This is a genomic window from Mycobacterium europaeum (assembly GCF_002102155.1).
Taxonomy (GTDB): domain Bacteria; phylum Actinomycetota; class Actinomycetes; order Mycobacteriales; family Mycobacteriaceae; genus Mycobacterium; species Mycobacterium europaeum.
The window spans coordinates 22771-46117 of sequence record NZ_LQOU01000031.1; the positions used below are offsets into that span (position 1 = coordinate 22771).

A 23347-nucleotide genomic window follows, 5' to 3' on the forward strand; every position below is an offset into this window, starting at 1 on the left:
GTACTTTCGTTCGGCAACTTCTGTGCCCACCGCTTTCAGAGTCGGAGAGCTCGATGAACCTGGCGGCCACGTTCCTCCCCAACACCCAAATCGCCCCACACCAGATTCAGGTGTTCCTGCTGCAGATCGGCCTGCTGCTGTTGCTCGCAACGGTGCTCGGCAGGCTCGCGGTCAAGCTGAACCTGTCGGCGGTCGTCGGTGAGCTGTTGGCCGGCGTGGTCTTGGGCCCGTCCATACTCGGGCACGCCGCACCCGGCATCCAGCATTGGCTCTTCCCAGCGCAGACCGAGCAGGCGCACCTGCTCGACGTCGTCGGCCAGGTCGGCGTGCTGCTGCTGGTCGGAATCACCGGCGCGCACCTCGACCTGAAGAGCCTCCGCCGGCGTGGCGCCACCGCGGTGAAGGTCAGCCTTGCCGGTCTGCTCGTCCCGCTGGCGCTCGGCATCGGCGTCGCATTCCTGCTGCCCGCCACCATGATGGCCGGCTCAACCACGCGGCCGACGTTCGCGATGTTCCTCGGCGTCGCCATGTGCGTCAGCGCCATCCCGGTGATCGCCAAGACGCTGGCCGACCTGAACCTCACCCACCGCGACACCGGCCAGCTCATTCTGACCGCCGGCATGGTGGACGACGCGGTCGGCTGGTTCCTGCTCTCCGTCGTGTCCGCGATGGCCGTGGGCGGCGTGCACGGCTGGAAAGTCACCCTGTCCGTCGGCTTGCTGATCGCCTTCGTCGTGCTCGCCGCGCTCGCGGGCCGCCCGCTGGTGCGCCGGGCGTTCCGGCTCGCGGGACGCAGCAGCGACTCCGGCGCGTCCGTGGTCACCGCCGTCCTGGTGATCATCGCCGGCGCCTCGATCACCCAGTCGCTCGGCCTCGAGGCGGTCTTCGGCGCGTTCGTCGCCGGCGTGCTCGTCGGCGCCCCCGGCGCCGGGGAGCCCGCCCGGCTGGCCTCGTTGCGCACCAGCGTGATGTGGGTGTTCGCGCCGATATTCCTGGCAACCGCGGGCCTGCGGATGGATCTGACCGCACTGGCCAACCCGTCGGTGGCGTCGGCCACCGTGGTCGTATTGGCCATCGCGATCATCGGCAAGTTCGCCGGCGCCTACATCGGCGCCCGCAGCTCCCGGCTGACCCGGCGTGAGGGCCTGGCGCTCGGCGCCGGCATGAACGCCCGTGGTGTGGTCGAGGTCGTCGTCGCACTGGTCGGCCTGCGGCTGGGCGTGATCAGCAGCGCCACCTACACGGCGATCGTGCTGGTCGCGATTATCACCTCGCTGATGGCCCCGCCCCTGCTGCGCCGGGCGATGGCCGGGGTCGACGCCAACGCCGAGGAGCGACTGCGCGAGGCCGCGCAGTCCAAGTGGCTGGAGCCGGCAAAGCAGGCTCAGGGCAAGGACTGAGGGGACCTCAACCCTGTGTGTCGTGGGAGGGGCAGCTAGATCTGCCGCACGCGGGTGAAGCGGTGCAGCAGCCAGGCCAACGGGATCGTCAGCACCATCGTCGCGACAAACAGGTACAGCATCGAGCCGGTGTAGACGTGGGCGCGAACGATGTAGACCATGGCGAACTCCATGGTGATCAGGTGGATCAGAAAGATCTCGTAGGAGATCTCTCCCAGCCAGACCATCGGCCGGGTCGCCAGCAGCCGCCAATACCAGCCCTGATCCCCCAGGGCCAGTGGCGCCACCGTGAGCGCGGCGATCACCGCGTAGAAGCAGGTCTTGAACAGGGCCTCGCTCAGCGTCGCCGGCGAGGTGGTCGGCGCACCGGCGATGGGCGTCGAGACGATGAAATAGCAGACGACGGCCAGCGGTATGGCCACGAAGGCGTAACCGCGGACACCCATCGCCTGCAGGACGGCCAAAATCATCCCGGCGAGGAACCAGGCCAGGTAGGTCGGCAGCCACAGCCGCGCGCCGTCGGGAAACCAGTGGTCGGTGTGCACCAGGACCAGCCAGGCCGGGCTGACCAACGTCAACCCGGCCAGCGCACCCAGCACGAGCCGGGGCTGCCAGCGCCGGCGGCAGAGGACCACCAACAGCAGGTATGCCAGCAGCGGCAGCAGCACGTAGAACGACGCCTCCACCGCGAGGCTCCACATCTGGGTCAGCCCCTGATGCAGGTACTTACCCAGGTACCCGTTGCAGTAGATCTGGGTCAGCGTCAGGTTGCGCACCAGTCCCAGCCACGTGTGCCCGGGGTTGGGTCCCGCCTGCCGGAAGTGGTAAAGCACGTACGCGAACAGCACGGTGATGACGTAGGCCGGCATGATGCGCCGAACCCGGTGCCACGCATAGCGACTCAGCGACGGCGGTGGCGCTCCGGTGGCGGCGGATTTCAGCCACGGACGGAACAGCAGGAAGCCGGACAGCACGAAGAACATCGGCACGCCGATCTCCATGCGGGAGCCGACCAGGCCCCAATAGCCGTGGGTGTACTTGCCGGTGCTGTAGGCCGCGTGCGTGCCGACGACGAGCAGGGCGGCGACGGCGCGTATTCCGGTCAGCGACGCCACCCGGTCGACGTGGGCGGTCTGCTCGAGCCCGCCCTGGGCGTCTTGTTCTTCGGACAGGGTCATCCGGGGTGTTTCCTGCGCGGCTTCCCGCCGTCACGGCCGCGCGGCTTGGTCGCCGACCGATCCGGCTGAAGGTTGATCAGCACCCCGGAGATGCGGGTGCGCTCGAGCTTCTTCAGCGTCGACGGGGACAGTTTGGCCGGCAGCTCCACCAGCGAGAAGTCCGGGCCGATGGCGATGTGCCCGAAATCGCTGCGATGCAGGCCGCCCTCGTTGGCGATCGCGCCCACGATCGCGCCCGGGCCGACCTTGTGCCGTTTACCCACCGCGATCCGGTAGGTAGTGAAAGACCTTGTGTGCCTGGGCCGTTCGGGACGCTCGCGATGTTCGGCGTGCCGCTCGCGCCGCTCGCGCGGCGGCTCGGGCGCCATCAGGAACTCTTCGCCGTCGCGGGAGTGCAGCGCCAGCGCGGCCGCGATGTCGGCCAGCGGGACATCGTGCTCGCGCTCATAGTCCTCGACCAGCTTGCGGAACAGGTCGATCCCCGGACGGCCCAGCGCGGCGGTGATGGAATCGGCGAACTTGGCCACCCGCTGGGCGTTGACGTCCTCGACGGTGGGCAACTCCGCCTCGGTGAGCGTTTGCCGCGTTGCCTTCTCGATCGCCTTGAGCAGGTGGCGCTCCCGCGGCGAAACGAACAGCAGCGCGGTCCCCGAACGCCCGGCCCGGCCGGTGCGGCCGATGCGGTGCACGTAGGACTCGGTGTCGTGCGGGATGTCGTAGTTGAGCACATGCGATATGCGCTCCACGTCGAGCCCGCGCGCGGCCACATCGGTGGCGACCAGGATGTCGATGCCGCCGTCCTTCAGCGCGGCGACGGTCCGTTCCCGCTGACCCTGGGGGATGTCACCGTTGATGGCCGCCGCGGAAAAACCTCGGGCCCTGAGCTTTTCCGCCACTTCCTCGGTGGCCTGCTTGGTCCGGACGAACACGATCATCGCCTCGAACGGCTCCACCTCGAGGACGCGGGTCAGCGCGTCCATTTTGCGGGGCCCGGCGACCTGGATGTAGCGCTGCGAAATGTTCTCCGCGGTGGCGGTTTTGGCCTTGGAGGTGACCTCGAACGGGTCGTGCAGGTACTTGGTGGTCAGCTTGCGGATCGCGGGCGGCATGGTCGCCGAGAAGAGGGCGACCTGCTTGTACTCGGGGGTGTCGGCCAGGATGCGTTCGACGTCCTCGGCGAAGCCCATGGTGAGCATCTCGTCGGCCTCGTCGAGCACCAGGTAGTCCACCCGCGACAGGTCCAGCGTCCCGCGTTCGAGATGGTCGATGACCCGGCCCGGGGTCCCCACCACCACCTGCGCGCCGCGTCTCAGGCCGGCCAGCTGCACGCTGTACGACGAGCCGCCGTAGATCGGCAGCACGTTGACCTTCGGCAGATGGGCCCCGTAGCGGCTGAATGCCTCGGCCACCTGCAGGGCCAGCTCCCGGGTGGGCGCCAGCACCAGCGCCTGGGTCGCGGTGCTGGTGACGTCGATCTTGGACAGGATCGGGATCGCGAACGCCGCCGTCTTGCCGGTGCCGGTCTGCGCCAGCCCGACGACGTCCGAGCCCGCCATCAGCGCCGGGATGGTGGCGGCCTGGATGCCCGTCGGTGACTCGTAACCCACGTCGGCAATCGCCCGCAGGACCGAGGGGTGGATCTGCAGGTCGGCAAACGTCGGAGAGGCAGCCTCGGGCGAGCTGTCCGGAGTGGTCATCGCCAGGGAGTCTAGTGGTGATCGCGAGCGCAGCGGTGGGGGAACCGCCCGCTTGCCAGGGCCTGAGCGCTGCGGGTCCGTGATCATGAGCACAGCCCGGCCCGGCCGTGCCTGTCACACCGGCGCGCGCGATTTCGGTACGGTGCCCGATGTGTGGTCGCTACCCCGCCGTACCGAGCCACTGACCGGCTCCGCCGCCGTCGCGTTGGTCGCCATGACGTTGACCGGCTGTGGGTCGGGGGACTCCACGGTCGCGAAGACGCCGCAGGCTGCGACGACCACCGAGACCCCGTCCATCACCGCACCGGCCCAGCCCTCCGGCGCCGCCGCGCCCGGCAGCAGTGCCGCGCCGGCCGACCCGTGCGCGGTCAACCTCGCCTCGCCCACCATCGCGAAGGTGGTCTCCGAGCTGCCGCGCGATCCGCGCAGCCAGCAAGGCTGGAACCCGGAGCCGCTGGCCGGCAACTACAACCAGTGCGCCCAGCTGTCGGCGGTGATCATCAAGGCCAACACCAACGCCGCCAACCCGACCACCCGGGCGGTGCTGTTCCACCTCGGGCAGTTCATCCCGCAAGGGGTCCCCGACACCTACGGGTTCAACGGCGTCGACGCGGCGCAGACCACCGGCGACACGGTGGCGCTGACCTACCCCAGCGGCATCAACGGGTTGACCACCGATGTGCGGTTCCACTGGAACGGCAGCGGCGTCGAGCTGATCGGTAACGCCCCGGGCCGCTAGCCGGAACCGTCTTTGCGTCGGTCCCCTCCCCTACAGTTGCTGCTGTGTTCGTCACCGGCGACAGCATCGTGTACAGCGCGTCGGATCTGGCCGCGGCCGCCCGGTGCGAGTACGCGCTGCTGCGCGATTTCGACGCGAAGCTGGGCTGGGGCCCCGCCGCCCCGGCCGAGGACGACCTGCTCGAGCGGACCGCGGCCCTCGGAACCGACCACGAGCGACGCGAACTGGACCGGCTGCGCGGCGACTTCGGCAGCGGCGTCGCGGTCATCGGCCGCCCGGCCTACACGCCCGCAGGCTTCGCGGCGGCCAGCGAAGCGACCCGGCGTGCCATCGCGGGCGGCGCGCCCGTGGTGTATCAGGCGGCGATGTTCGACGGCCGCTTCGTCGGCTTCGCCGACTTCCTGGTTCGAGACGGGGAGCGGTACCGGGTCGTCGACACCAAGCTGGCCCGTTCGGCCAACGTCACCGCGCTGTTGCAGCTCGCCGCCTACGCCGACGCGCTGGCCGCCTCGGGGGTCCCGGTGGCGCCCGGGGCCGAACTGCACCTGGGCGACGGGACCGCCGCCCGCTACCGCGTCCGCGAGCTCATCCCGGTCTACCGCTCCCAGCGCGCGCGACTGCAGCGGCTCCTCGATGAGCACCACGCCGGCGGCACCGCGGTCCGCTGGGACGACGAGGGCATCGGCGCCTGTCTCCGTTGTGCGTTGTGCACCGAGCAGCTACGCGCCGCCGACGACCTGCTGCTGGTCGCCGGCATGCGGGTGGGCCAGCGGGACAAGCTGATCGACGCCGGGATCACCACGGTGCCCGCACTGGCGCGGCATGCCGGTCCCGTGCCGGACCTCGCACCCGCCGCAGTCGGCAAACTGACCGCCCAAGCGAAGCTCCAGGTCCGCCAACGTGAAACCGGCACACCGCTTTTCGAGATCGTCGACCCCCAGCCGCTGACGCTGCTGCCCGAACCGGACCCCGGCGACCTGTTCTTCGACTTCGAGGGCGACCCGCTGTGGACGGTCGACGGGAAGGACTGGGGTCTGGAATACCTGTTCGGGGTCCTGGAGGCCGGGCCCGCCGGCGCGTTCCGCCCGCTGTGGGCACACAACCGGGTGGACGAGCGCAAGGCCCTCGGCGATTTCCTGACCATGGTGGCCAAGCGCCGCAAGCGCCGGCCCAACATGCACATCTACCACTACGCGCCGTACGAGAAGACCGCGTTGCTGCGGCTCGCCGGCCGCTACGGCGTCGGCGAGGATCAGGTCGACGAACTGCTGCGCACCGGAACGCTGGTCGACCTCTACCCCTTGGTGCGCAAGAGCATTCGCGTGGGCGCGGAGTCGTTCAGCCTCAAGGCGCTCGAACCGCTCTACATGGGCGCGCAGCTGCGGGCCGGCGACGTCACCACCGCCACCGGTTCGATCACCTCCTACGCCCGCTATTGCGACCTGCAGGCCGACGGCCGCGGCGATGAAGCCGCCTCCGTGCTCAAGGAGATCGAGGACTACAACCACTACGACTGCCGCTCGACCCAGGAGCTGCGCAACTGGTTGATGTTGCGGGCCTACGAATCCGGCGTGGTACCGGTCGGCGCCCAGCCCGTCCGGGACGGCAACACCGTCGAAGACCGTGACCAGCTGGCGGTGGCCTTGTCGACGTTCACCGGCGACGCGGCCGTCGGTCAGCGCACGCCGGAGCAGACGGCCGTGGCGTTGCTGGCCGCCGCACGCGGCTACCACCGGCGCGAGGACAAACCGTTCTGGTGGGCGCACTTCGACCGCCTCAACTTCCCCGTCGAAGAGTGGGCGGACGACACCGACGTCTTCATCGCCGAGCACGCGTCGGTGAGCGTGGACTGGAACGTCCCGCCCCGCGCTCGCAAGCCGCAGCGACGGGTGCGACTGCGGGGCGGGTTGGCGCGCGGCGAGTTGATGGCCGACGTCTTCGCGCTCTATGACCCCCCGGCCCCGCCCGGGATGTCCGACGATCCCGATCGGCGGGCGGCCGGACGCGCCACGGTGGTCGAGACCGACGATCCGGCGCTGCCCACCGAGGTGACCATCGTCGAACGAGTGGGCAACGACGGCAAGCCATTTCATCAGCTGCCGTTCGCCCTCACCCCCGGACCGCCGATCCCCACGACCGCACTGCGGGAGTCGATCGAGGCCTCCGCCGCCGCCGTCGCGACCGGCTTGCCGCAGCTGCCCCGCAGCGCGGTCGTGGACATCCTGCTGCGCCGCGCGCCGCGCACCCGCAGCGGCGACGCGCTGCCCCGTGGCGCCGACGCGGTCTCCGACATCGCCGCCGCCGTGCTGGATCTGGACTCCTCCTACCTGGCGGTGCATGGGCCGCCGGGCACCGGCAAGACGCGCACCGCCGCCCGCGTCATCCAGCGGCTGGTAACCGACCACGGCTGGCGCATCGGCGTGGTGGCGCAATCGCATGCCACGGTGGAGAACCTGCTGGACTGCGTCATCGACGCCGGGCTGGACCCGGCGCGAGTCGCGAAGAAACGTAACGACCACGGCGCGCCGCGCTGGCGGGAGGTCGACGGCAGCGGTTACACCGCGTTCATCGCCGACACCGCGGGTTGCGTGGTGGGCGGGACGGCGTGGGATTTCGCCAACGCCAACCGGATACCGCCGGGCAGCCTCGACCTATTGGTGATCGACGAGGCGGGCCAGTTCTGTCTGGCGAACACCATTGCGGTCGCGCCCGCGGCCGCCAGCCTGGTGCTGCTCGGCGACCCTCAACAGCTGCCGCAGGTCAGCCAGGGAACCCATCCCGACCCGGTCGACACGTCGGCGCTCGACTGGCTGGTGGACGGCCAGCGCACCCTGCCCGACGAACGCGGCTACTTCCTGGACCGCTCGTACCGCATGCACCCGGCGGTCTGCGCCGCGGTCTCGGCGCTGTCCTACGAGGGCAGGCTGCATTCACACGAGTGCGCCGCCGCCCGGCACCTCGCCGGATACCGGCCCGGCGTTCAGACGCTCGTCGTCGGACACCACGGCAACTCGACGGAGAGCCTTCAGGAGGCCGACGCGATCGCCGCGGAGATCGGTCGCATGCTCGGCGCGCCGTGGACCGACGAGCACGGTACCCGGGCGCTGACCGCCTCCGACGTGTTGGTGCTGGCGCCTTACAACGCCCAGGTGGCGCTGCTGCGCCGACGGCTGACCGCGGCCCGGCTCGGCGGGATCCGGGTGGGGACGGTCGACAAGTTCCAGGGCGGGCAGGCGCCGGTCGTGTTCATGTCGATGACGGCATCTTCCGCGGACGTGGTACCGCGCGGGATTTCGTTCCTGCTCAACAGGAACCGCCTCAACGTCGCCATCAGCCGGGCCCAATACGCGGCCGTCATCGTGCGTTCGGGGTCGCTGACCGAGTACCTGCCCACCACCCCCGCGGGCCTGACCGACCTGGGCGCGTTTCTGGCGTTGACCGAGCCGACCTGACGGCCGGCGCCGGCCCGCCCTAGCTGCCGGACGAGTGGCGGCCGCCGCCGATCGGGTCGTCATCGGGATCGCGGCGGTGACGCCGGCCTGCCGCCGCGCCGTTCTGCTGCCGTTCCGCCGGCGGCGCGAGCCGATCCCGCGGCGCGGACCGGTAGGCGCGCTCCGAGTGGTCGGTGACCGGGCGCAAGCGCCGGCCGGTGTCGACATGAGACCCGTTGTGCGCGTATCCGATCGGTCCGGTCCCCACGTCGACGGGCGCCGGCTGGGCGACCCGACCCGGCGGCTCGCGGCTGTCGCGCGCGTAGGCCGCGCGCGGCGCGGACACCGGCTCGGGTTCCGGTTCGCGCACGAGGATGCATTCGACGTACGCGTCGTCGTCATACTCGTCGTCGTCGTCGATCGCGTCGATCGCGTCGATCGCCTCGGCCGGCCCGTCGGCCCTGGCCGACGGCGCGAACCCGACCAAGAACAGGGCGGCCACGATCCCGAACAGCGCGATGAACGCGGGCAGCAGCACCGACTGCGACATGGCGGCCGCGAACGGGTCGCGCAGGAATCCGGGCAATTGCAGGCCCGCGGGCGCCTCGCCGCCGACGCCTTCCGACGGCTGCGGCGGCATCTCGGCGCCGATCCGTGCCGTCATGAACGCGGCCATGCCCGCGCTTCCGAGCACGGCGCCGAGCTGTCGGACGGAGTTGTACACGGCCGAGCCCGCACCCGCCAGGCGTGGCGGCAGGTTGCGCGTCGCGGTGGCGGTCAGCGGCGACCACACGAACGCCATCCCGACGCCCGTCGCGAAGAACGGCAGCACCAGCCGCCAGATGGGCGTCGCCGGGGACATCTCGAAGGTGAGCCAGGTGAGCGCGATCGCCAGCACCGAGAAGCCGAAACCCAGGACCGGCCGGGGATGGTATCTGTCGACCATCCTGCCGACGAACGGCGCGAACACGCCGTTGGCGATCGCCATCGGCGCGATCAGTAGGGCCGAACGCGTCGGCGACAGCCCGCACACGGCCTGCGCATAGAACGTCAGCGGCAGCATCATCCCCGTCGCGGCGAACGAGATGATGGCCACCCCGGCGTTGCACAGGCCGAAATCGCGGTCACGGAATATCGCCAGGGGAACCAGCGGCTCGTCGGTGTTCATCGACTGCCAGAACACGAATACCGTCATGCACCCGATGCCGGCGACGATCATCGCCCAGATCCAGGGTTCCCAGTGCGCGGCCTGGCCCTGCTGCAGCCCGAACACGATCAGGAACATGCCCGCCCCGGACAGCACGACGCCGGCCACGTCGAACCGGTGTGACTGCGTGGGTAACACCGGGACGAGCCAGTACGCCAGCGCCAGCCCGAACACGCCGATCGGGACGTTGACGAAGAAGATCCACTCCCACCCCAGGCCGTCGACCAGCACGCCGCCGGCCAGCGGGCCCACCAGGCTGGCCGCGCCCGCGGTGGCGCCCCACAGGCTCACCGCGACACCGCGCCGCTCCGGCGGGAAGATCCGGGTGATGGTCGACAAGGTCTGCGGGGTGAGGACCCCGGCGCCGACACCCTGGACGACCCGGGCGGCGATCAGCATGGCGGCGCTGCCCGACAGCCCGCACCAGACCGAGGCGACGGTGAACACCACCAGGCCGATCAGGTACAGATTCTTGGGGCCGAACCGGTCACCGAGCCGACCGGCCACCAGCAGCACGACCGCATAGCCCAGCAGGTAGGCGCTGGTCACCCACACCACTGTGTCGTAGCCGATGTGCAGCCTGGTCATGATCGTCGGGTTCGCGATGGCGACGATGGTCGAGTCGACCATGATCATGAAGAAGCCGATCATCATCGCCCAGAGGGCGTTCCAGGGCTTCTGGGAATGCGGCGAATTCTGGGTGAGGAAGTTCCACCGGTTGGTGACCTGCGCCGGGCCCCGCATCCCGCCGGCCGACGGAGGCGTCACCGCGGTCATCTGCCCACCTCGTTTCCGCTCCGACGATGCGCGACCGCACCGCCCCGGTCTGATCGACCGGCCCGGACCGTCACGACATCCAGCCTGCATTATTGCCGCCGCGGAAACCGGGGGCGGGCACGGATCCGATCCCGGGTACACCAGGCGGAAGGCTTCGTGTCCGGTCGGTGTTCGGCAGCGGGCACGTTAGCCTGGTAGCACGCCAGTCGCAGGAGAGGCAAGATGCGGGCCCGACGGAAGCGGTCTTCGAACCGGTTTTTCAGCATGTCGCATGCGGATCAGGAGCCGCCCACCGACGGCCGGCCCAAGGTGTCCGCGCGAGCATTGGCCCAGGTCATCGAGCGAAGCTCGCGGATCCAGGGCCCGGCGGCCGAGGCCTACGTGTCCCGGCTGCGCAACGCCCACCCGAGCAGCACTCCCGCCGACGTCCTCGCCAGGCTGCAGAAGCGGTATGTGGGCATGGTCACGGCCAGCGGCATGGCGGTGGGCGCGGCGGCGACCATCCCCGGCATCGGCACCCTGAGCGCGCTGTCCGCCGCCGCCGCCGAGACGGTGACGTTCCTGGAAGCCACCGCGTTCTTCGTCCTGGCGGTCGCGGTGGTGTACGACGTCCCCGCCGAGCACCGGGAACGGCGCCGGGCCCTGGTGCTGTCCGTGCTGGTCGGCGACAACAGCAAGGACGCGGTCGCCCAGCTGTTCGGCCCCACGCGCACCAACGGCGGCTGGATCTCCGAGAGCGTGGCCGCCGTGCCGCTGTCCTCGATGTCGCGGCTGAACTCGCGGCTGCTCAAGTCGTGGGTCAAGCGGTACACCCTGCGTCGCGGCGCCCTGATGTTCGGCAAGCTGCTGCCCGTGGGCATCGGGATCGTCGTCGGGGCGGTCGGCAACTATTTCGCCGGCAAGAAGATCGTCGGCAACGCCAACCGGGCGTTCGGCACCCCTCCGGCGCGCTGGCCGCGCGCCCTGCACCTGGTGCCGCCGTTCCACGAAGCCGGCTAGCGAACCGCCACCCCGGCTACCCCCGTCTGCCTGGCGAATTGCTGGCAAAAGGTTAGCCTTTATAGGGCGGATAGGTTGAGCATCGACACCGGTGTGACGTGCTCCACAATCCGGGGTCGACAAACGCACAGGCGCCACGCACCAGCTGCTTAAAGCGCTTGCAGGACAGAGGAATTGAGGCGAACGGCGGTCGTGAGCAACATAAGTTCACCATTCGGGCAAAACGAGTGGCTGGTCGAGGAGATGTACCGCAAGTTCCGCGACGACCCCTCGTCGGTCGATCCGAGCTGGCACGAGTTCCTGGTCGACTACAACCCCGAGCCGTCCGGCGAATCGCCCTCGAGCGCCACCGCCACCGCTGACGGCCGGGCCGCCGCGCAGGCAAAGGCGGCGCCGGCCAAAGCCAAGGCCCCGACTCCCTCGCCGGCCGAAGGCGACGAGTTGCAGACGCTGCGCGGCGCCGCGGCCGCGGTCGTCAAGAACATGTCCGCCTCGCTGGACGTGCCGACGGCCACCAGCGTCCGCGCGATTCCGGCCAAACTGCTCATCGACAACCGGATCGTCATCAACAACCAGCTCAAGCGCACCCGCGGCGGCAAGATCTCCTTCACCCACTTGCTGGGTTACGCGCTGGTGCAGGCGGTCAAGCAATTCCCCAACATGAATCGGCACTACGCCGAGATCGACGGCAAGCCGACGGCGGTCACCCCGGCGCACACCAACCTGGGCCTGGCCATCGACCTGCAGGGCAAAGACGGCAAGCGCTCGCTGGTGGTGGCCGGCATCAAGGCCTGCGAAACCATGCGGTTCGCGCAGTTCGTCACCGCCTACGAGGACATCGTCCGCCGCGCCCGCGACGGCAAGCTGACCGCCGAAGACTTTGCGGGCGTGACCATTTCGCTGACCAATCCCGGCACCATCGGCACCGTGCACTCGGTGCCGCGGCTGATGAGCGGCCAGGGCGCCATCATCGGTGTCGGCGCCATGGAATACCCCGCCGAGTTCCAGGGCGCCAGCGAGGAACGCATCGCGGAACTGGGCATCGGCAAGCTGATCACGCTGACCTCCACCTATGACCACCGCATCATCCAGGGCGCGGAATCCGGCGACTTCCTGCGCACCATCCACGAGATGCTGTTGTCGGACGCGTTCTGGGACGACATCTTCCGTGAACTGGGCAACCCGTACCTGCCGGTGCGGTGGAGCACCGACAACCCGGACTCGATCGTCGACAAGAACGCCCGGGTGATGGAGTTGATCGCCGCCTACCGCAACCGCGGCCACCTGATGGCCGACATCGACCCGCTGCGGATGGACGGCAGCCGATTCCGCAGCCACCCCGACCTGGAGATCCTCAACCACGGCCTGACGCTGTGGGACCTCGACCGGGTGTTCAAGGTCAACGGCTTCGCCGGCTGCGAGTACAAGAAGCTGCGCGACGTGCTGGGCCTGCTGCGCGACGCCTATTGCCGCCACATCGGGGTGGAATACACCCACATCCTCGAGCCCACGCAACAAGAGTGGCTGCAGCAGCGCGTCGAGACCAAGCACGTCAAGCCCACGGTGGCCGAGCAGAAGTTCATCCTGAGCAAACTCAACGCCGCCGAGGCCTTCGAGACCTTCCTGCAAACCAAATACGTTGGGCAGAAACGCTTTTCGCTGGAAGGCGCGGAAAGCGTGATCCCGATGATGGACGCGGCGATCGACCAGTGCGCCGAGCACGGCCTCGACGAAGTGGTCATCGGGATGCCGCACCGCGGGCGCCTCAACGTCCTGGCCAACATCGTCGGAAAGCCGTACTCGCAGATCTTCAGCGAGTTCGAGGGCAATCTCAACCCGTCGCAGGCCCACGGCTCCGGGGACGTCAAGTACCACCTCGGCGCCACCGGCGTGTACCTGCAGATGTTCGGCGACAACGACATTCAGGTCTCGTTGACCGCCAACCCCTCGCACCTCGAGGCCGTGGACCCGGTGCTCGAGGGCCTGGTCCGGGCCAAGCAGGACCTGCTGAACCACGGCGCCCACGACGACGGGGGCGAGAAGGCCTTCTCGGTGGTGCCGATGATGATGCACGGTGACGCCGCCTTCGCCGGCCAGGGCATCGTCGCCGAGACGCTGAACATGGCGGACCTGCCCGGTTACCGGGTCGGCGGCACCATCCACATCATCGTCAACAACCAGATCGGCTTCACCACCGCACCGGAGTATTCGCGATCCAGCGAGTACTGCACCGACGTCGCCAAGATGATCGGGGCGCCGATCTTCCACGTCAACGGCGACGACCCCGAGGCCTGCGTGTGGGTGGCGAAGCTGGCCGTCGACTTCCGGCAGAAGTTCAAGAAGGACGTCGTCATCGACATGCTGTGCTACCGCAAGCGCGGCCACAACGAGGGCGACGACCCGTCGATGACCAACCCCGCGATGTACGACGTCGTCGACATCAAGCGCGGGGTCCGCAAGAGCTACACCGAAGCGCTGATCGGCCGCGGCGACATCTCGCTGAAGGAGGCCGAGGACGCGCTGCGCGACTACCAGGGGCAGCTGGAGCGGGTGTTCAACGAGGTCCGGGACCTGGAGAAGCACGGCGTGCAGCCCAGCGCATCGGTCGAAGCCGACCAGATGCTGCCCGCGGGCCTGTCCACGGCGGTGGACAAGGCGTTGCTGTCCCGGATCGGGGACGCGTTCCTCGCCGTGCCCGAGGGTTTCAGCCCGCACCCCCGCGTGCTACCCGTGCTGGAAAAGCGGCGGGAGATGGCCTACGAGGGCAAGATCGACTGGGCGTTCGGCGAGCTGCTGGCGCTCGGTTCGCTGGTGGCCGAGGGCAAGCTGGTCCGGCTGTCGGGCCAGGACACCCGGCGCGGCACCTTCTCCCAGCGGCATTCGGTGATCATCGATCGCCACACCGGCGAAGAGTTCACGCCGTTGCAACTGCTGGCGACCAACCCCGACGGCACGCCCACCGGGGGCAAGTTCCTGGTCTACGACTCCCCGCTGTCCGAGTACGCCGCCGTCGGCTTCGAATACGGCTACACCGTGGGTAACCCGGACGCCCTGGTGCTGTGGGAGGCGCAGTTCGGCGACTTCGTCAACGGCGCGCAGTCGATCATCGACGAGTTCATCAGTTCCGGTGAGGCCAAATGGGGCCAGCTGTCCAACGTGGTGCTGCTGCTGCCGCACGGCCACGAAGGCCAGGGCCCCGACCACACCTCCGGCCGCATCGAACGCTTCCTGCAGCTGTGGGCGGAGGGTTCGATGACGATCGCGGTGCCGTCGACGCCGTCCAACTATTTCCACCTGCTGCGCCGCCACGCCCTCGACGGGGTGCAGCGGCCGCTGATCGTGTTCACGCCGAAGTCGATGCTGCGCAACAAGGCCGCCGTCAGCGACGTCAGGGACTTCACCGAGATCAAGTTCCGCTCGGTGCTCGAGGAGCCGACCTACGAGGACGGCATCGGGGACCGGAGCAAGGTCAGGCGGATCCTGCTGACCAGCGGGAAGATCTACTACGAGCTGGTGGCGCGCAAGGCCAAGGACAACCGCGACGACGTCGCGATCGTGCGCATCGAGCAGCTCGCCCCGCTGCCCAAGCGCCGGCTCAACGAGACGCTGGACCGCTACCCCAGCGCCGAGGAGTTCTTCTGGGTGCAGGAGGAGCCGGCCAACCAGGGCGCGTGGCCGCGGTTCGGCCTCGAGCTCCCGGAGCTGCTGCCCGACAAGCTGACCGGACTCAAGCGCATCTCGCGGCGGGCCATGTCGGCCCCGTCGTCGGGTTCGTCGAAGGTGCACGCGGTCGAGCAGCAGGAGATCCTCGACACGGCGTTCCGCTGATCGCATCGCCCCACCCGCCGATACGGGGGACCGCCGGTACCGGCTAGCCTCGACGCAACGGGGGCCGACAGGGAAGGGTGCTCATGCAAGGGTTCGCCGGCAAGGTCGCCGTGGTGACGGGCGCGGGTTCGGGTATCGGGCAGGCGCTGGCCATCGAATTGGGGCGCTCGGGCGCCAAGGTGGCGATCAGCGACGTCGACGTCGAGGGCCTGGCGGAAACCGAGGCCAAGCTGAAGGCGATCGGAGCCGAGGTCAAAGCGGACCGGCTCGACGTGACCGAGCGCGAGGCGTTTCTCGCCTACGCCGACGCCGTCCGCGACCACTTCGGCAAGGTGAACCAGATCTACAACAACGCGGGCATCGCGTTCACCGGCGACGTCGAAGTCAGCCAGTTCAAGGACATCGAACGGGTGATGGACGTCGACTTCTGGGGCGTGGTCAACGGCACCAAGGCGTTCCTGCCCCACCTGATCGCCTCCGGCGACGGGCATGTGATCAACGTCTCCAGCGTCTTCGGGCTCTTCTCGGTGCCCGGTCAGGCGGCCTACAACTCCGCCAAGTTCGCGGTCCGCGGCTTCACCGAGGCGCTGCGGCAGGAGATGGTGGCGGCGGGCCACCCGGTGGCGGTGACCACGGTGCACCCGGGCGGCATCAAGACCGCGATCGCCCGCAACGCCACGGCCGCCGAGGGGCTCGACCAGGCCGCACTGGCCAGCCTGTTCGACAAACGGCTGGCCAGGACCAGCCCGCAACGGGCCGCCCAGATCATCCTCGAGGCGGTGCGCAAGAAGAAGGCCAGGGTGCTGGTCGGTACGGACGCCAAGGTGTTGGACGCCCTGGTGCGGCTGACGGGCCCGGGATATCAGCAGCTGTTCGGGCCCGTGATGGGCCGCCTGATGCCCAAGCCGTGACACGCCGTAGCGGTAATCGCGCGTAACGGATAGCCTCAACGCGGTCATGCTGCCACAAGGGAGTACCAATGCATGAGTTCGCCGGCAAGGTCGCCGTCGTCACCGGCGCGGGTTCGGGGATCGGCCAGGCATTGGCCCTGGAACTGGGCCGCGAAGGCGCCAAGGTCGCGATCAGCGACGTCGACATCGAGGGACTGGCCGAGACCGAGGCACAGTTGACGGCAATCGGCGCCGAGGTCAAAGCCGACCGGCTCGACGTGACCGAGCGCGAGGCGTTCCTGGCCTACGCCAACGCCGTCCACGAGCACTTCGGCCGGGTCAACCAGATCTACAACAACGCGGGCATCACGTTCGTCGGCTCCATCGAGGACAGCCGGTTCAAGGACCTCGAGCGGGTGATGGACGTCGACTATTGGGGCGTCGTAAATGGCACCAAGGCGTTCCTGCCCCACCTGATCGCCTCCGGCGACGGCCACGTCATCAACATCTCCAGCGCGCTCGGCCTGTTCTCGGCCCCCGGGCAGGCGGCATACGTTTCGGCCAAGTTCGCCGTTCGCGGTTTCACCGAGGCGCTGCGACAGGAGATGGTGCTGGCCGGCCACCCGGTGCGGGTGACGACGGTGCACCCCGGTGGGGTCAAGACCGGCTTCGCCCGCAACGCCGTCTTCGCCGACGGCCTCGACCAGGACGGCCTGGCGGAACTGTTCGAGGAGCAACAGGCCAAGACCACCCCGCAGCGGGCGGCCCAGGTCATCCTGCGCGCCGTTGCCAAGGACAAGGCCCGCGTGCTCGTCGGCCCCGACGTCAAGGCCATGGACCTGGTGGTGCGGCTGACGGGTTCGAGACACGAGCGGCTGCTGGGCGGGCCCATCATGAGCAGGGCGCAGCGGCTGGTGCACAAGCTCATGCCCAAACGCTGACGCCGGTCGATGAGCGCGCGAACCGCGCGAAAAGAGCCGGGGTCCATTGGCCCTGAGCGTTCACCGCCCCAGCGGATGCTCCGCCAGCCACCCGCCGGCCACCGCCTGCGGGTCCGCCCCACCGCCCACCTGGCGGCGCATGCCGGCCAGAGCGGCCGTGTCCAGCACGCCGGCGACTTCGTTGATGGCCAGCAGCTGGCGATCGCTCAGCGCGTTGCGCCGATACAGCGGCACCACGTTCTCGGCCCGGATCAGTGCCGGCTTGCCGTCGGCGAGCGCGACCAGGTCGGCGGGCAGGCCGGGGTCGGCGGTGGTCGTCCAGGCCGCCGTCAGCTGCCCGCCCCGCACCGCGGCGAACATGGTTGTCTCAGCGGGGAATTCGCGCGGCGTCGGAAGCCGGCACGTGCCCACCGTCGAGGGGCCCGGACGCCCGGTGACGGCGCCGACGACCAGGCCGGCGCAGTGTTTGGGCAGCGTGCTCAGGTCCGCGCTGACGTCACTGCCACCCCACGCCCCGGCGGTGGACCCGGTCACCAGCAGCACGGGTTTGTCTTCTGCCGCCGTCGTGTAGTCGCCCGCGGCGACGCCCTCGGGCAGCGCGGCCACCATCGCGCGGTAGACCTCCGCGTCGGACAACGCCACCGCGCCGGGCTGCAGGCTCTGCAGCTCGCGCCCGGTCAGGGTCGGGACGACGGTGAACGCGCCCGAGTCCAGGCGCGCCATCGGATCGTCGGCCGTCTCGGCGTGCGCCGGGAAACCGTAGGACCGCAAGGCGGCCACGTACACGCCGGCCAGCAACGCCGACTCGGGATCCGCCGCCGAACCGACCACCAGTTCCGGACGCGGGCGGTGGTCGCCGGTGCCGCAGCCGGCCGCCGCGAGTATGGCGGCGAGCAGCGACGCCGCCAGCCGGCCGGTTCTCACCCCGCGATGTCTGCGGGGTCTGCGGCCAGGGCGACCGCCGTGGCGACGGCATCCGCGACGCGCAGGTCCAGCGGGCTGGGGACGATCCGGTCGAAAGCCAGGTCGTCGCTGACGACCGAGAAGATCGCCTCGGCGGCGGCAACCATCATCTTCTCGGTGATCCGGCGCGCCCCGGCATCGAGCGCCCCACGGAACACACCCGGGAAGGCCAGCACGTTGTTGATCTGATTGGGGAAGTCGCTGCGGCCGGTGGCCACCACCGCGGCGTACCGGGCCGCGACCTGCGGGTGGATCTCGGGGTCGGGGTTGGACAGCGCGAACACGATGGCGTCGGGCGCCATGGTGGCGATCATCTCCTCGGGCACCACCCCGCCCGACACCCCGAGGAACAGATCGGCGCCGCGCAGCGCTTCCGCCATGCTGCCCGTCAGACCGTCGGGGTTGGTGCGCTGGGCCAGCAGGCTCTTCACGCTGTTCATGTCGTCGCGCCCGGTGTGCAGAATCCCGCGCGAGTCCAGCACGGTGATGTCGGAAACACCCATCGCCAGCAGGAGGTTCGTGCACGCGACACCCGCCGCGCCGGCACCGGAGACCACCACCCGCAACGAGGTCATGTCGCGGCCGAGCAACTTGGTGGCACCCATCAGCGCGGCCAGCGCGACGATCGCCGTCCCGTGCTGGTCGTCGTGCATCACGGGGCAGTCCAGCGCTTCGATGACGCGCCGTTCGATCTCGAAGCAGCGCGGCGCGGAAATGTCCTCGAGGTTGACGGCGCCGAACGTCGGGCGCAGCCGCACCAGGGTCTCGACGATCTCGTCGGGATCCTTGGTGTCCAGCACGATCGGGATCGCGTTGAGGCCGCCGAACGCCTGGAACAGGGCGCACTTGCCCTCCATCACCGGCAGCGAGGCCGCCGGGCCGATGTCACCCAGGCCCAGCACGGCGCTGCCGTCGCTGACCACGGCGACCAGGCGGTTCGCCCAGGTGTACCGGGCGGCCTGGCCGCGGTCGGCGGCGATCGCGCGACTGACCTGCGCCACACCCGGCGTGTAGGCGATGGACAGGGCGCGCTGGGTGTCCAGCGGGGCCGTCAGGCCTACCGAAAGCTTGCCGCCTACGTGTGCCTCGAAGATTTCCGCGTCGGTGATCGCACCGGCTTCGGCGCGCGTCTGTATCGATTCAACCAAGTCGGACACGCGCTTCAGGGTACTGACTACCGATTAGTAGGCCTAATGGTGATGTGCGTCTCGCCGGTCACGCCCGCTGGGTCTCAGATGAGACCCAGCTCGGTGACCGCCTTGCGCTCGTCGGCCAGTTCGGCGGTGGTCTTGTCGATCCGGGCCCGGGAGAACTCGTTGATCTCCAGGCCGGTGACGATCTTCCAGTTGCCGTCCTTGGTGGTCACCGGGAACGACGAGATCAAGCCCTCGGGCACGCCGTAGGACCCATCGGAGATCACCGACATCGAGACCCAATCGCCGTCGGGCGAGCCCAGCAGCCAGTCCCTGGCGGCGTCGACGGTGGCCGACGCGGCCGAGGCGGCCGAGGAGGCGCCGCGGGCGTCGATGACGGCGGCGCCGCGCTTGGCGACGGTCGGGATGAAGTCGTTCTCGATCCACGCCTGGTCGTTGACGACCTCGGCCGCGTTCTTGCCGTTGATCTCGGCGTGGAACAGGTCGGGGTACTGGGTGGCCGAGTGGTTGCCCCAGATGGTCATCTTCTTGATGTCGGTGACCGCGACGCCGGTCTTCTTGGCCAGCTGCGAGATGGCCCGGTTGTGGTCCAGGCGGGTCAACGCCGAGAACCGCTCCTTCGGGATGTCGGGCGCGTTGCTCATCGCGATCAGGCCGTTGGTGTTGGCCGGGTTACCGGTGGTCAGGACGCGGATGTCGTCGGCCGCCACCGAGTTGAGGGCCTTGCCCTGCGCGGTGAAGATCGCGCCGTTGGCCTCGAGCAGGTCGCTGCGCTCCATGCCCGGCCCGCGCGGCCGGGCGCCGACCAGCAGGGCGAGGTTGGCACCGTCGAAGATCTTGTTCGGATCCGAACCGGTCTCGATGCCGGCCAGCATCGGGAACGCGCAGTCGTCGAGCTCCATCACGACGCCCTCGAGCGCCTTGAGCGCCGGCTCGATCTCGAGCAGGCGCAGCTCGATCGGGCGATCGGGGCCCAGCAGCGAACCGCTCGCCAGGCGGAACAACAGGCTGTAGCCGATCTGGCCGGCGGCGCCGGTGACGGCAACCTTGAGAGGGCTTGCGCTCACGTCGAAATACTCCTTATGGAGATAGTCATGCAGGATCGGGTCTCGGCTCGAAACTAGCGCACCGGTCCTGGCCGCCTACCTCCGGTCCGACACCCGGCCTTCGCCCTGTCATCGGATCGTCGCGCTTCGGGAAACCGGGGCGCGTAGCATGGAGCACCGCCGGTCAGACCTGCGCTGCGATCGGAGGTGGATGTGTTCCAGGGTTTCGACGCCTTGCCCGAGGCTCTTCGGCCGCTCGCGCACGAGCCGCATCCCGTGCAACCCGATACCCGGCCGCGCTCCCCCGAAGAGACCTTGGTCGACTGCGCCGTCTACGTCGAAGGCCACCGCCTGCCCGGGACATACAGCTACGCCACGGCCCTGGAAAAAGTGCGCCAGATCGAGATGCTCGGACACGAGGCTTTCGTCTGGATCGGCCTGCGCGAACCCGACCAGACCGAGATGCAGGAAGTCGCGGGCGTTTTCGGGATACATCCGCTGGCCGTCGAGGACGCCGTGTGCGCCCACCAGCGACCCAAGCTGGAACGCTTCGACGAGACGCTGTTCCTGGTGCTGAAGACGGTCGCGTATGTGCCGCACGAGTCGGTGGTGGCCGCCCGCCAGATCGTCGAGACCGGCGAGGTGATGGTTTTCGTCCGCAAGGACTTCGTGATCACCGTCCGCCACGGCGAGCACGGCGGGCTGTCCGATCTGCGCAAGCGGATGGAGGCCGACCCCGAGCAGCTGCGCCTGGGTCCGTACGCGGTGATGCACGCCATCGCCCACGAGGTGGTGACCCACTACCTCAAGGTGAGCCACCTGATCGAATCCGACATCGACAGCATCGAGGGTCTGGCGTTCGCCCCGGGCCACAAGCTCGACGTCGAACCGATCTACCTGCTCAAGCGTGAGGTCGTCGAACTGCGCCGGTGCGTCAACCCACTGTCCGGCGCGTTTCTGCGAATCCAGCAGGAGAACAAGGACCTGATCTCCAAAGAGGTGCGTCGCTACCTGCGCGACCTCGGCGACCACCATTCCGAGGTCGCCGAGCACATCGCCAGCTACGACGACATGCTCAACTCGCTGATCCAGGCCGCGCTGGCCCGCGTCGGAATGCAGCAGAACTCCGACATGCGCAAGATATCGGCCTGGGCCGGCATCATCGCGGTGCCGACCATGTTCGCGGGCATCTACGGCATGAACTTCGAGTTCATGCCCGAGCTGAAGTGGCACTGGGGGTACCCGGTGGTGGTCGCCATCATGATCACCGCCTGCCTGAGCCTGTACTTCAGCTTCCGACGACTCAACTGGCTCTGACGCGAGCCGGCCGTCAGTTCGGTTGTGCCGCAGGGCGATCGGGGTTCAGCACGTCGACTCCATCGTTCTGCCACGCCTGTCGCATGGCTTCGGCGCCCTTCAACCGCACCCAGGCCGCCTCGGTCGCGGTGATGGGCGTCGCCGCCAGGAACTGCACCGGGTCACGCGGCGGCTCCAATGGCAGATCCTCGATGTCGCTGGGGCCCAACAACACCGCCGTGAACGGCACGCGCCCCGCCGGCCGCGCCCACAGCGGCGATCCCAGGTCGACCAACGCGTCGGCGGTCAACACCAAACCCTCGACGGCCGGTGTCGCCGCCAGCACCGCCAGACTGCGGGCGATGCCGGTGACGGGCCCCGGATCCCGCAGGCGCAGCACCACTTCGGCGCGCGGGCCCCGAGTCTGGTCATCGATGACCTGCGCCGGGTCGGTCATCGGATACCGCGAACAACCCAGTGACACGTAGTGCACGAACCCGTCGCCGCCGCGGAAACGCAACACCTCGATGGGTTCGGTGCCCAGAAAGGTCACGCTCGCCGAATCGGGCTCGACGTCGGCGAAGTGACGGCGCAGGTGCGCGCGCACCTGGTCCAGGAGCAGGCTCACTGATCCGCTGACGCGACGGTCAGGTTCGCCCCGGAGCCGGCGTCGAAAACGGCGAGCTTGGTGGTATCGAACGCCAGCTCGATGGACTGCCCGATCGCCGCCTTGGACTCCGCGGGAACCCTTGCCACGAACTGGTTCTCGTGCGCGTCGGCCTCGGCGGCCAGCGCCTCCAGCTGCACGGACCGCGCCGCCGAGCCCCCGGTGGAGAAGTACACGAACTTGTCGGCGCCCAGTGACTCGACGAGGTCGACCTTCGCCTCGAAGGTCAGCGCCCTGATGCGCTGGTACCCGTCGATCAACGCGGCGTCCTGCAGGTGCTCGGGGCGCACCCCCACGATGACGTTCTCGGGCGCCGGATGCTGCGCGATCGCCTGTTGGACTTGCGGTGACAGCATCACTTCACCGAAGGGCAGCGTCACACCGATGGGTGTCAACGTGGCGGGGAAGAAGTTCATGGCCGGCGAACCGATGAACCCCGCGACGAACAGGTTCGCCGGGTGCTCGTAGAGCTCGTCCGGGGTGCCGATCTGCTGCGCGACCCCGGCGTGCATCACCACCACCCGATCTCCCAGCGTCATCGCCTCGGTCTGGTCGTGGGTGACGTACACGGTGGTGGTGCCCAGCCGCTTCTGCAGCCGGGCGATCTCACCGCGCATCTGCACGCGCAGCTTGGCGTCGAGGTTGGACAGCGGCTCGTCCATCAGGAAGGCCTTGGGGTGGCGCACGATCGCGCGGCCCATCGCGACCCGCTGCCGTTGCCCGCCCGACAGTTGGGCGGGTTTGCGGTCGAGCAGTTCAGTCAGGTCAAGGGTTTTGGCGGTCTCCTCGACCTTCCGGGCGATCTCCGCCTTCTTCATCTTCGCCAGCGTCAGCGGGAACGCGATGTTCTGCCGCACGGTCATGTGCGGGTACAGCGCGTACGACTGGAACACCATCGCGATGTCGCGGTCCTTGGGCGCCTTCTCGTTCACGCGTTCGCCGCCGATGCGCAGCTCCCCCGACGTGATGTCCTCGAGACCGGCGATCATGTTCAGTGTCGTGGTCTTACCGCAGCCCGAAGGCCCGACCAGGATCAGGAATTCGCCGTCGGCGATGGTGATGCTGAGGTCTTGCACGGCGGTGGCGCCGTCGGGGTAGCTCTTGCTGACATGGTCCAGCACAATCTCGGCCATC

At 69.1% G+C, this 23347-nt stretch carries 16 protein-coding genes; 8 read left to right on the forward strand and 8 right to left on the reverse strand.

Annotation, left to right across the window (positions count from 1 at the left end):
• Nucleotides 1–53: 53 nt before the first annotated feature.
• Nucleotides 54–1400: a cation:proton antiporter gene (locus tag AWC03_RS15255; protein WP_085241566.1), complete on the forward strand. Its 1347-nt coding sequence runs from the start codon at nt 54–56 to the stop codon at nt 1398–1400.
• A gap of 35 nt (nt 1401–1435) precedes the next feature.
• Here the strand turns inward: AWC03_RS15255 and AWC03_RS15260 are convergent, their stop codons facing one another.
• Nucleotides 1436–2578 carry an acyltransferase family protein gene (locus AWC03_RS15260; RefSeq protein WP_085241567.1) on the reverse strand — a complete coding sequence of 381 codons (1143 nt, stop codon included), beginning with the start codon at nt 2576–2578 and terminating at the stop codon, nt 1436–1438.
• Nucleotides 2575–4275: a DEAD/DEAH box helicase gene (locus AWC03_RS15265; protein WP_085241568.1), complete on the reverse strand. Its 1701-nt coding sequence runs from the start codon at nt 4273–4275 to the stop codon at nt 2575–2577. Before AWC03_RS15265 ends, AWC03_RS15260 begins: the two co-directional genes overlap by 4 nt.
• A gap of 142 nt (nt 4276–4417) precedes the next feature.
• Between AWC03_RS15265 and AWC03_RS15270 the strand changes: the two genes are divergently transcribed.
• A complete protein-coding gene (locus tag AWC03_RS15270) occupies nt 4418–5014 on the forward strand; it encodes an LppP/LprE family lipoprotein (RefSeq protein WP_085241589.1) in 597 nt (198 codons plus the stop codon).
• 44 nt (nt 5015–5058) lie between these two features.
• Nucleotides 5059–8466, forward strand: coding sequence for a TM0106 family RecB-like putative nuclease (locus tag AWC03_RS15275; protein WP_085241569.1), 3408 nt, complete (start codon nt 5059–5061; stop codon nt 8464–8466).
• A 19-nt stretch (nt 8467–8485) separates the two neighbouring features.
• On the opposite strand, the gene AWC03_RS15280 is transcribed toward AWC03_RS15275, so the two are convergent.
• A complete protein-coding gene (locus AWC03_RS15280) occupies nt 8486–10429 on the reverse strand; it encodes an MFS transporter (RefSeq protein ID WP_085241570.1) in 1944 nt (647 codons plus the stop codon).
• Between the two features lie 222 nt (nt 10430–10651).
• On the opposite strand from AWC03_RS15280, the gene AWC03_RS15285 reads away from it, so the two are divergent.
• From AWC03_RS15285 to AWC03_RS15300, 4 genes are all read left to right on the forward strand, one after another.
• Nucleotides 10652–11428 (forward strand): hypothetical protein, encoded by a 777-nt coding sequence (locus AWC03_RS15285; RefSeq protein ID WP_208859353.1) that lies wholly within the window; start codon nt 10652–10654, stop codon nt 11426–11428.
• Nucleotides 11429–11620: 192 nt separating this feature from the next.
• Nucleotides 11621–15256 carry a multifunctional oxoglutarate decarboxylase/oxoglutarate dehydrogenase thiamine pyrophosphate-binding subunit/dihydrolipoyllysine-residue succinyltransferase subunit gene (locus AWC03_RS15290; protein WP_085241572.1) on the forward strand — a complete coding sequence of 1212 codons (3636 nt, stop codon included), beginning with the start codon at nt 11621–11623 and terminating at the stop codon, nt 15254–15256.
• Between the two features lie 83 nt (nt 15257–15339).
• A complete protein-coding gene (locus AWC03_RS15295) occupies nt 15340–16167 on the forward strand; it encodes an SDR family NAD(P)-dependent oxidoreductase (RefSeq protein ID WP_085241573.1) in 828 nt (275 codons plus the stop codon).
• Nucleotides 16168–16235: 68 nt separating this feature from the next.
• Nucleotides 16236–17087 carry an SDR family NAD(P)-dependent oxidoreductase gene (locus tag AWC03_RS15300; protein WP_085241574.1) on the forward strand — a complete coding sequence of 284 codons (852 nt, stop codon included), beginning with the start codon at nt 16236–16238 and terminating at the stop codon, nt 17085–17087.
• Between the two features lie 60 nt (nt 17088–17147).
• On the opposite strand, the gene AWC03_RS15305 is transcribed toward AWC03_RS15300, so the two are convergent.
• The 3 genes from AWC03_RS15305 to AWC03_RS15315 form a co-directional block, all read right to left on the reverse strand.
• Nucleotides 17148–18011 carry a glycine betaine ABC transporter substrate-binding protein gene (locus AWC03_RS15305; RefSeq protein ID WP_085241575.1) on the reverse strand — a complete coding sequence of 288 codons (864 nt, stop codon included), beginning with the start codon at nt 18009–18011 and terminating at the stop codon, nt 17148–17150.
• The gene (locus AWC03_RS15310) at nt 18008–19207 is read right to left on the reverse strand and encodes an NAD(P)-dependent malic enzyme (protein WP_085241576.1); all 1200 of its coding nucleotides are present in this window, start codon (nt 19205–19207) and stop codon (nt 18008–18010) included. The genes AWC03_RS15305 and AWC03_RS15310 overlap by 4 nt, the downstream gene beginning before the upstream one ends.
• 74 nt (nt 19208–19281) lie before the next feature.
• Nucleotides 19282–20271, reverse strand: a complete 990-nt coding sequence (locus AWC03_RS15315; protein ID WP_085241577.1) for a malate dehydrogenase — start codon at nt 20269–20271, stop codon at nt 19282–19284.
• 192 nt (nt 20272–20463) lie between these two features.
• Between AWC03_RS15315 and corA the strand changes: the two genes are divergently transcribed.
• On the forward strand, nt 20464–21567 hold the full coding sequence (gene corA / locus AWC03_RS15320) for a magnesium/cobalt transporter CorA (RefSeq protein WP_085241590.1): 1104 nt from the start codon (nt 20464–20466) through the stop codon (nt 21565–21567).
• Nucleotides 21568–21580: 13 nt separating this feature from the next.
• Here corA and AWC03_RS15325 read toward each other — a convergent pair whose 3' ends face one another.
• Complete coding sequence (locus AWC03_RS15325) at nt 21581–22174, reverse strand: suppressor of fused domain protein (protein WP_085241578.1); 594 nt, start codon at nt 22172–22174, stop codon at nt 21581–21583.
• Nucleotides 22171–23346: an ABC transporter ATP-binding protein gene (locus tag AWC03_RS15330; RefSeq protein ID WP_085241579.1), complete on the reverse strand. Its 1176-nt coding sequence runs from the start codon at nt 23344–23346 to the stop codon at nt 22171–22173. The genes AWC03_RS15325 and AWC03_RS15330 overlap by 4 nt, the downstream gene beginning before the upstream one ends.
• Nucleotide 23347: the final 1 nt, after the last annotated feature.

What these genes read in the sequence shown, in the direction of transcription:
- AWC03_RS15330 (WP_085241579.1), bottom strand. Translation starts at nt 23,346, where the DNA reads ATGGCCGAGATTGTGCTGGACCATGTCAGCAAGAGCTACCCCGACGGC.
- AWC03_RS15285 (WP_208859353.1), top strand. Translation starts at nt 10,652, where the DNA reads ATGCGGGCCCGACGGAAGCGGTCTTCGAACCGGTTTTTCAGCATGTCG.
- AWC03_RS15255 (WP_085241566.1), top strand. Translation starts at nt 54, where the DNA reads ATGAACCTGGCGGCCACGTTCCTCCCCAACACCCAAATCGCCCCACAC.
- AWC03_RS15260 (WP_085241567.1), bottom strand. Translation starts at nt 2,578, where the DNA reads ATGACCCTGTCCGAAGAACAAGACGCCCAGGGCGGGCTCGAGCAGACC.
- AWC03_RS15300 (WP_085241574.1), top strand. Translation starts at nt 16,236, where the DNA reads ATGCATGAGTTCGCCGGCAAGGTCGCCGTCGTCACCGGCGCGGGTTCG.
- AWC03_RS15265 (WP_085241568.1), bottom strand. Translation starts at nt 4,275, where the DNA reads ATGACCACTCCGGACAGCTCGCCCGAGGCTGCCTCTCCGACGTTTGCC.
- AWC03_RS15280 (WP_085241570.1), bottom strand. Translation starts at nt 10,429, where the DNA reads ATGACCGCGGTGACGCCTCCGTCGGCCGGCGGGATGCGGGGCCCGGCG.
- AWC03_RS15295 (WP_085241573.1), top strand. Translation starts at nt 15,340, where the DNA reads ATGCAAGGGTTCGCCGGCAAGGTCGCCGTGGTGACGGGCGCGGGTTCG.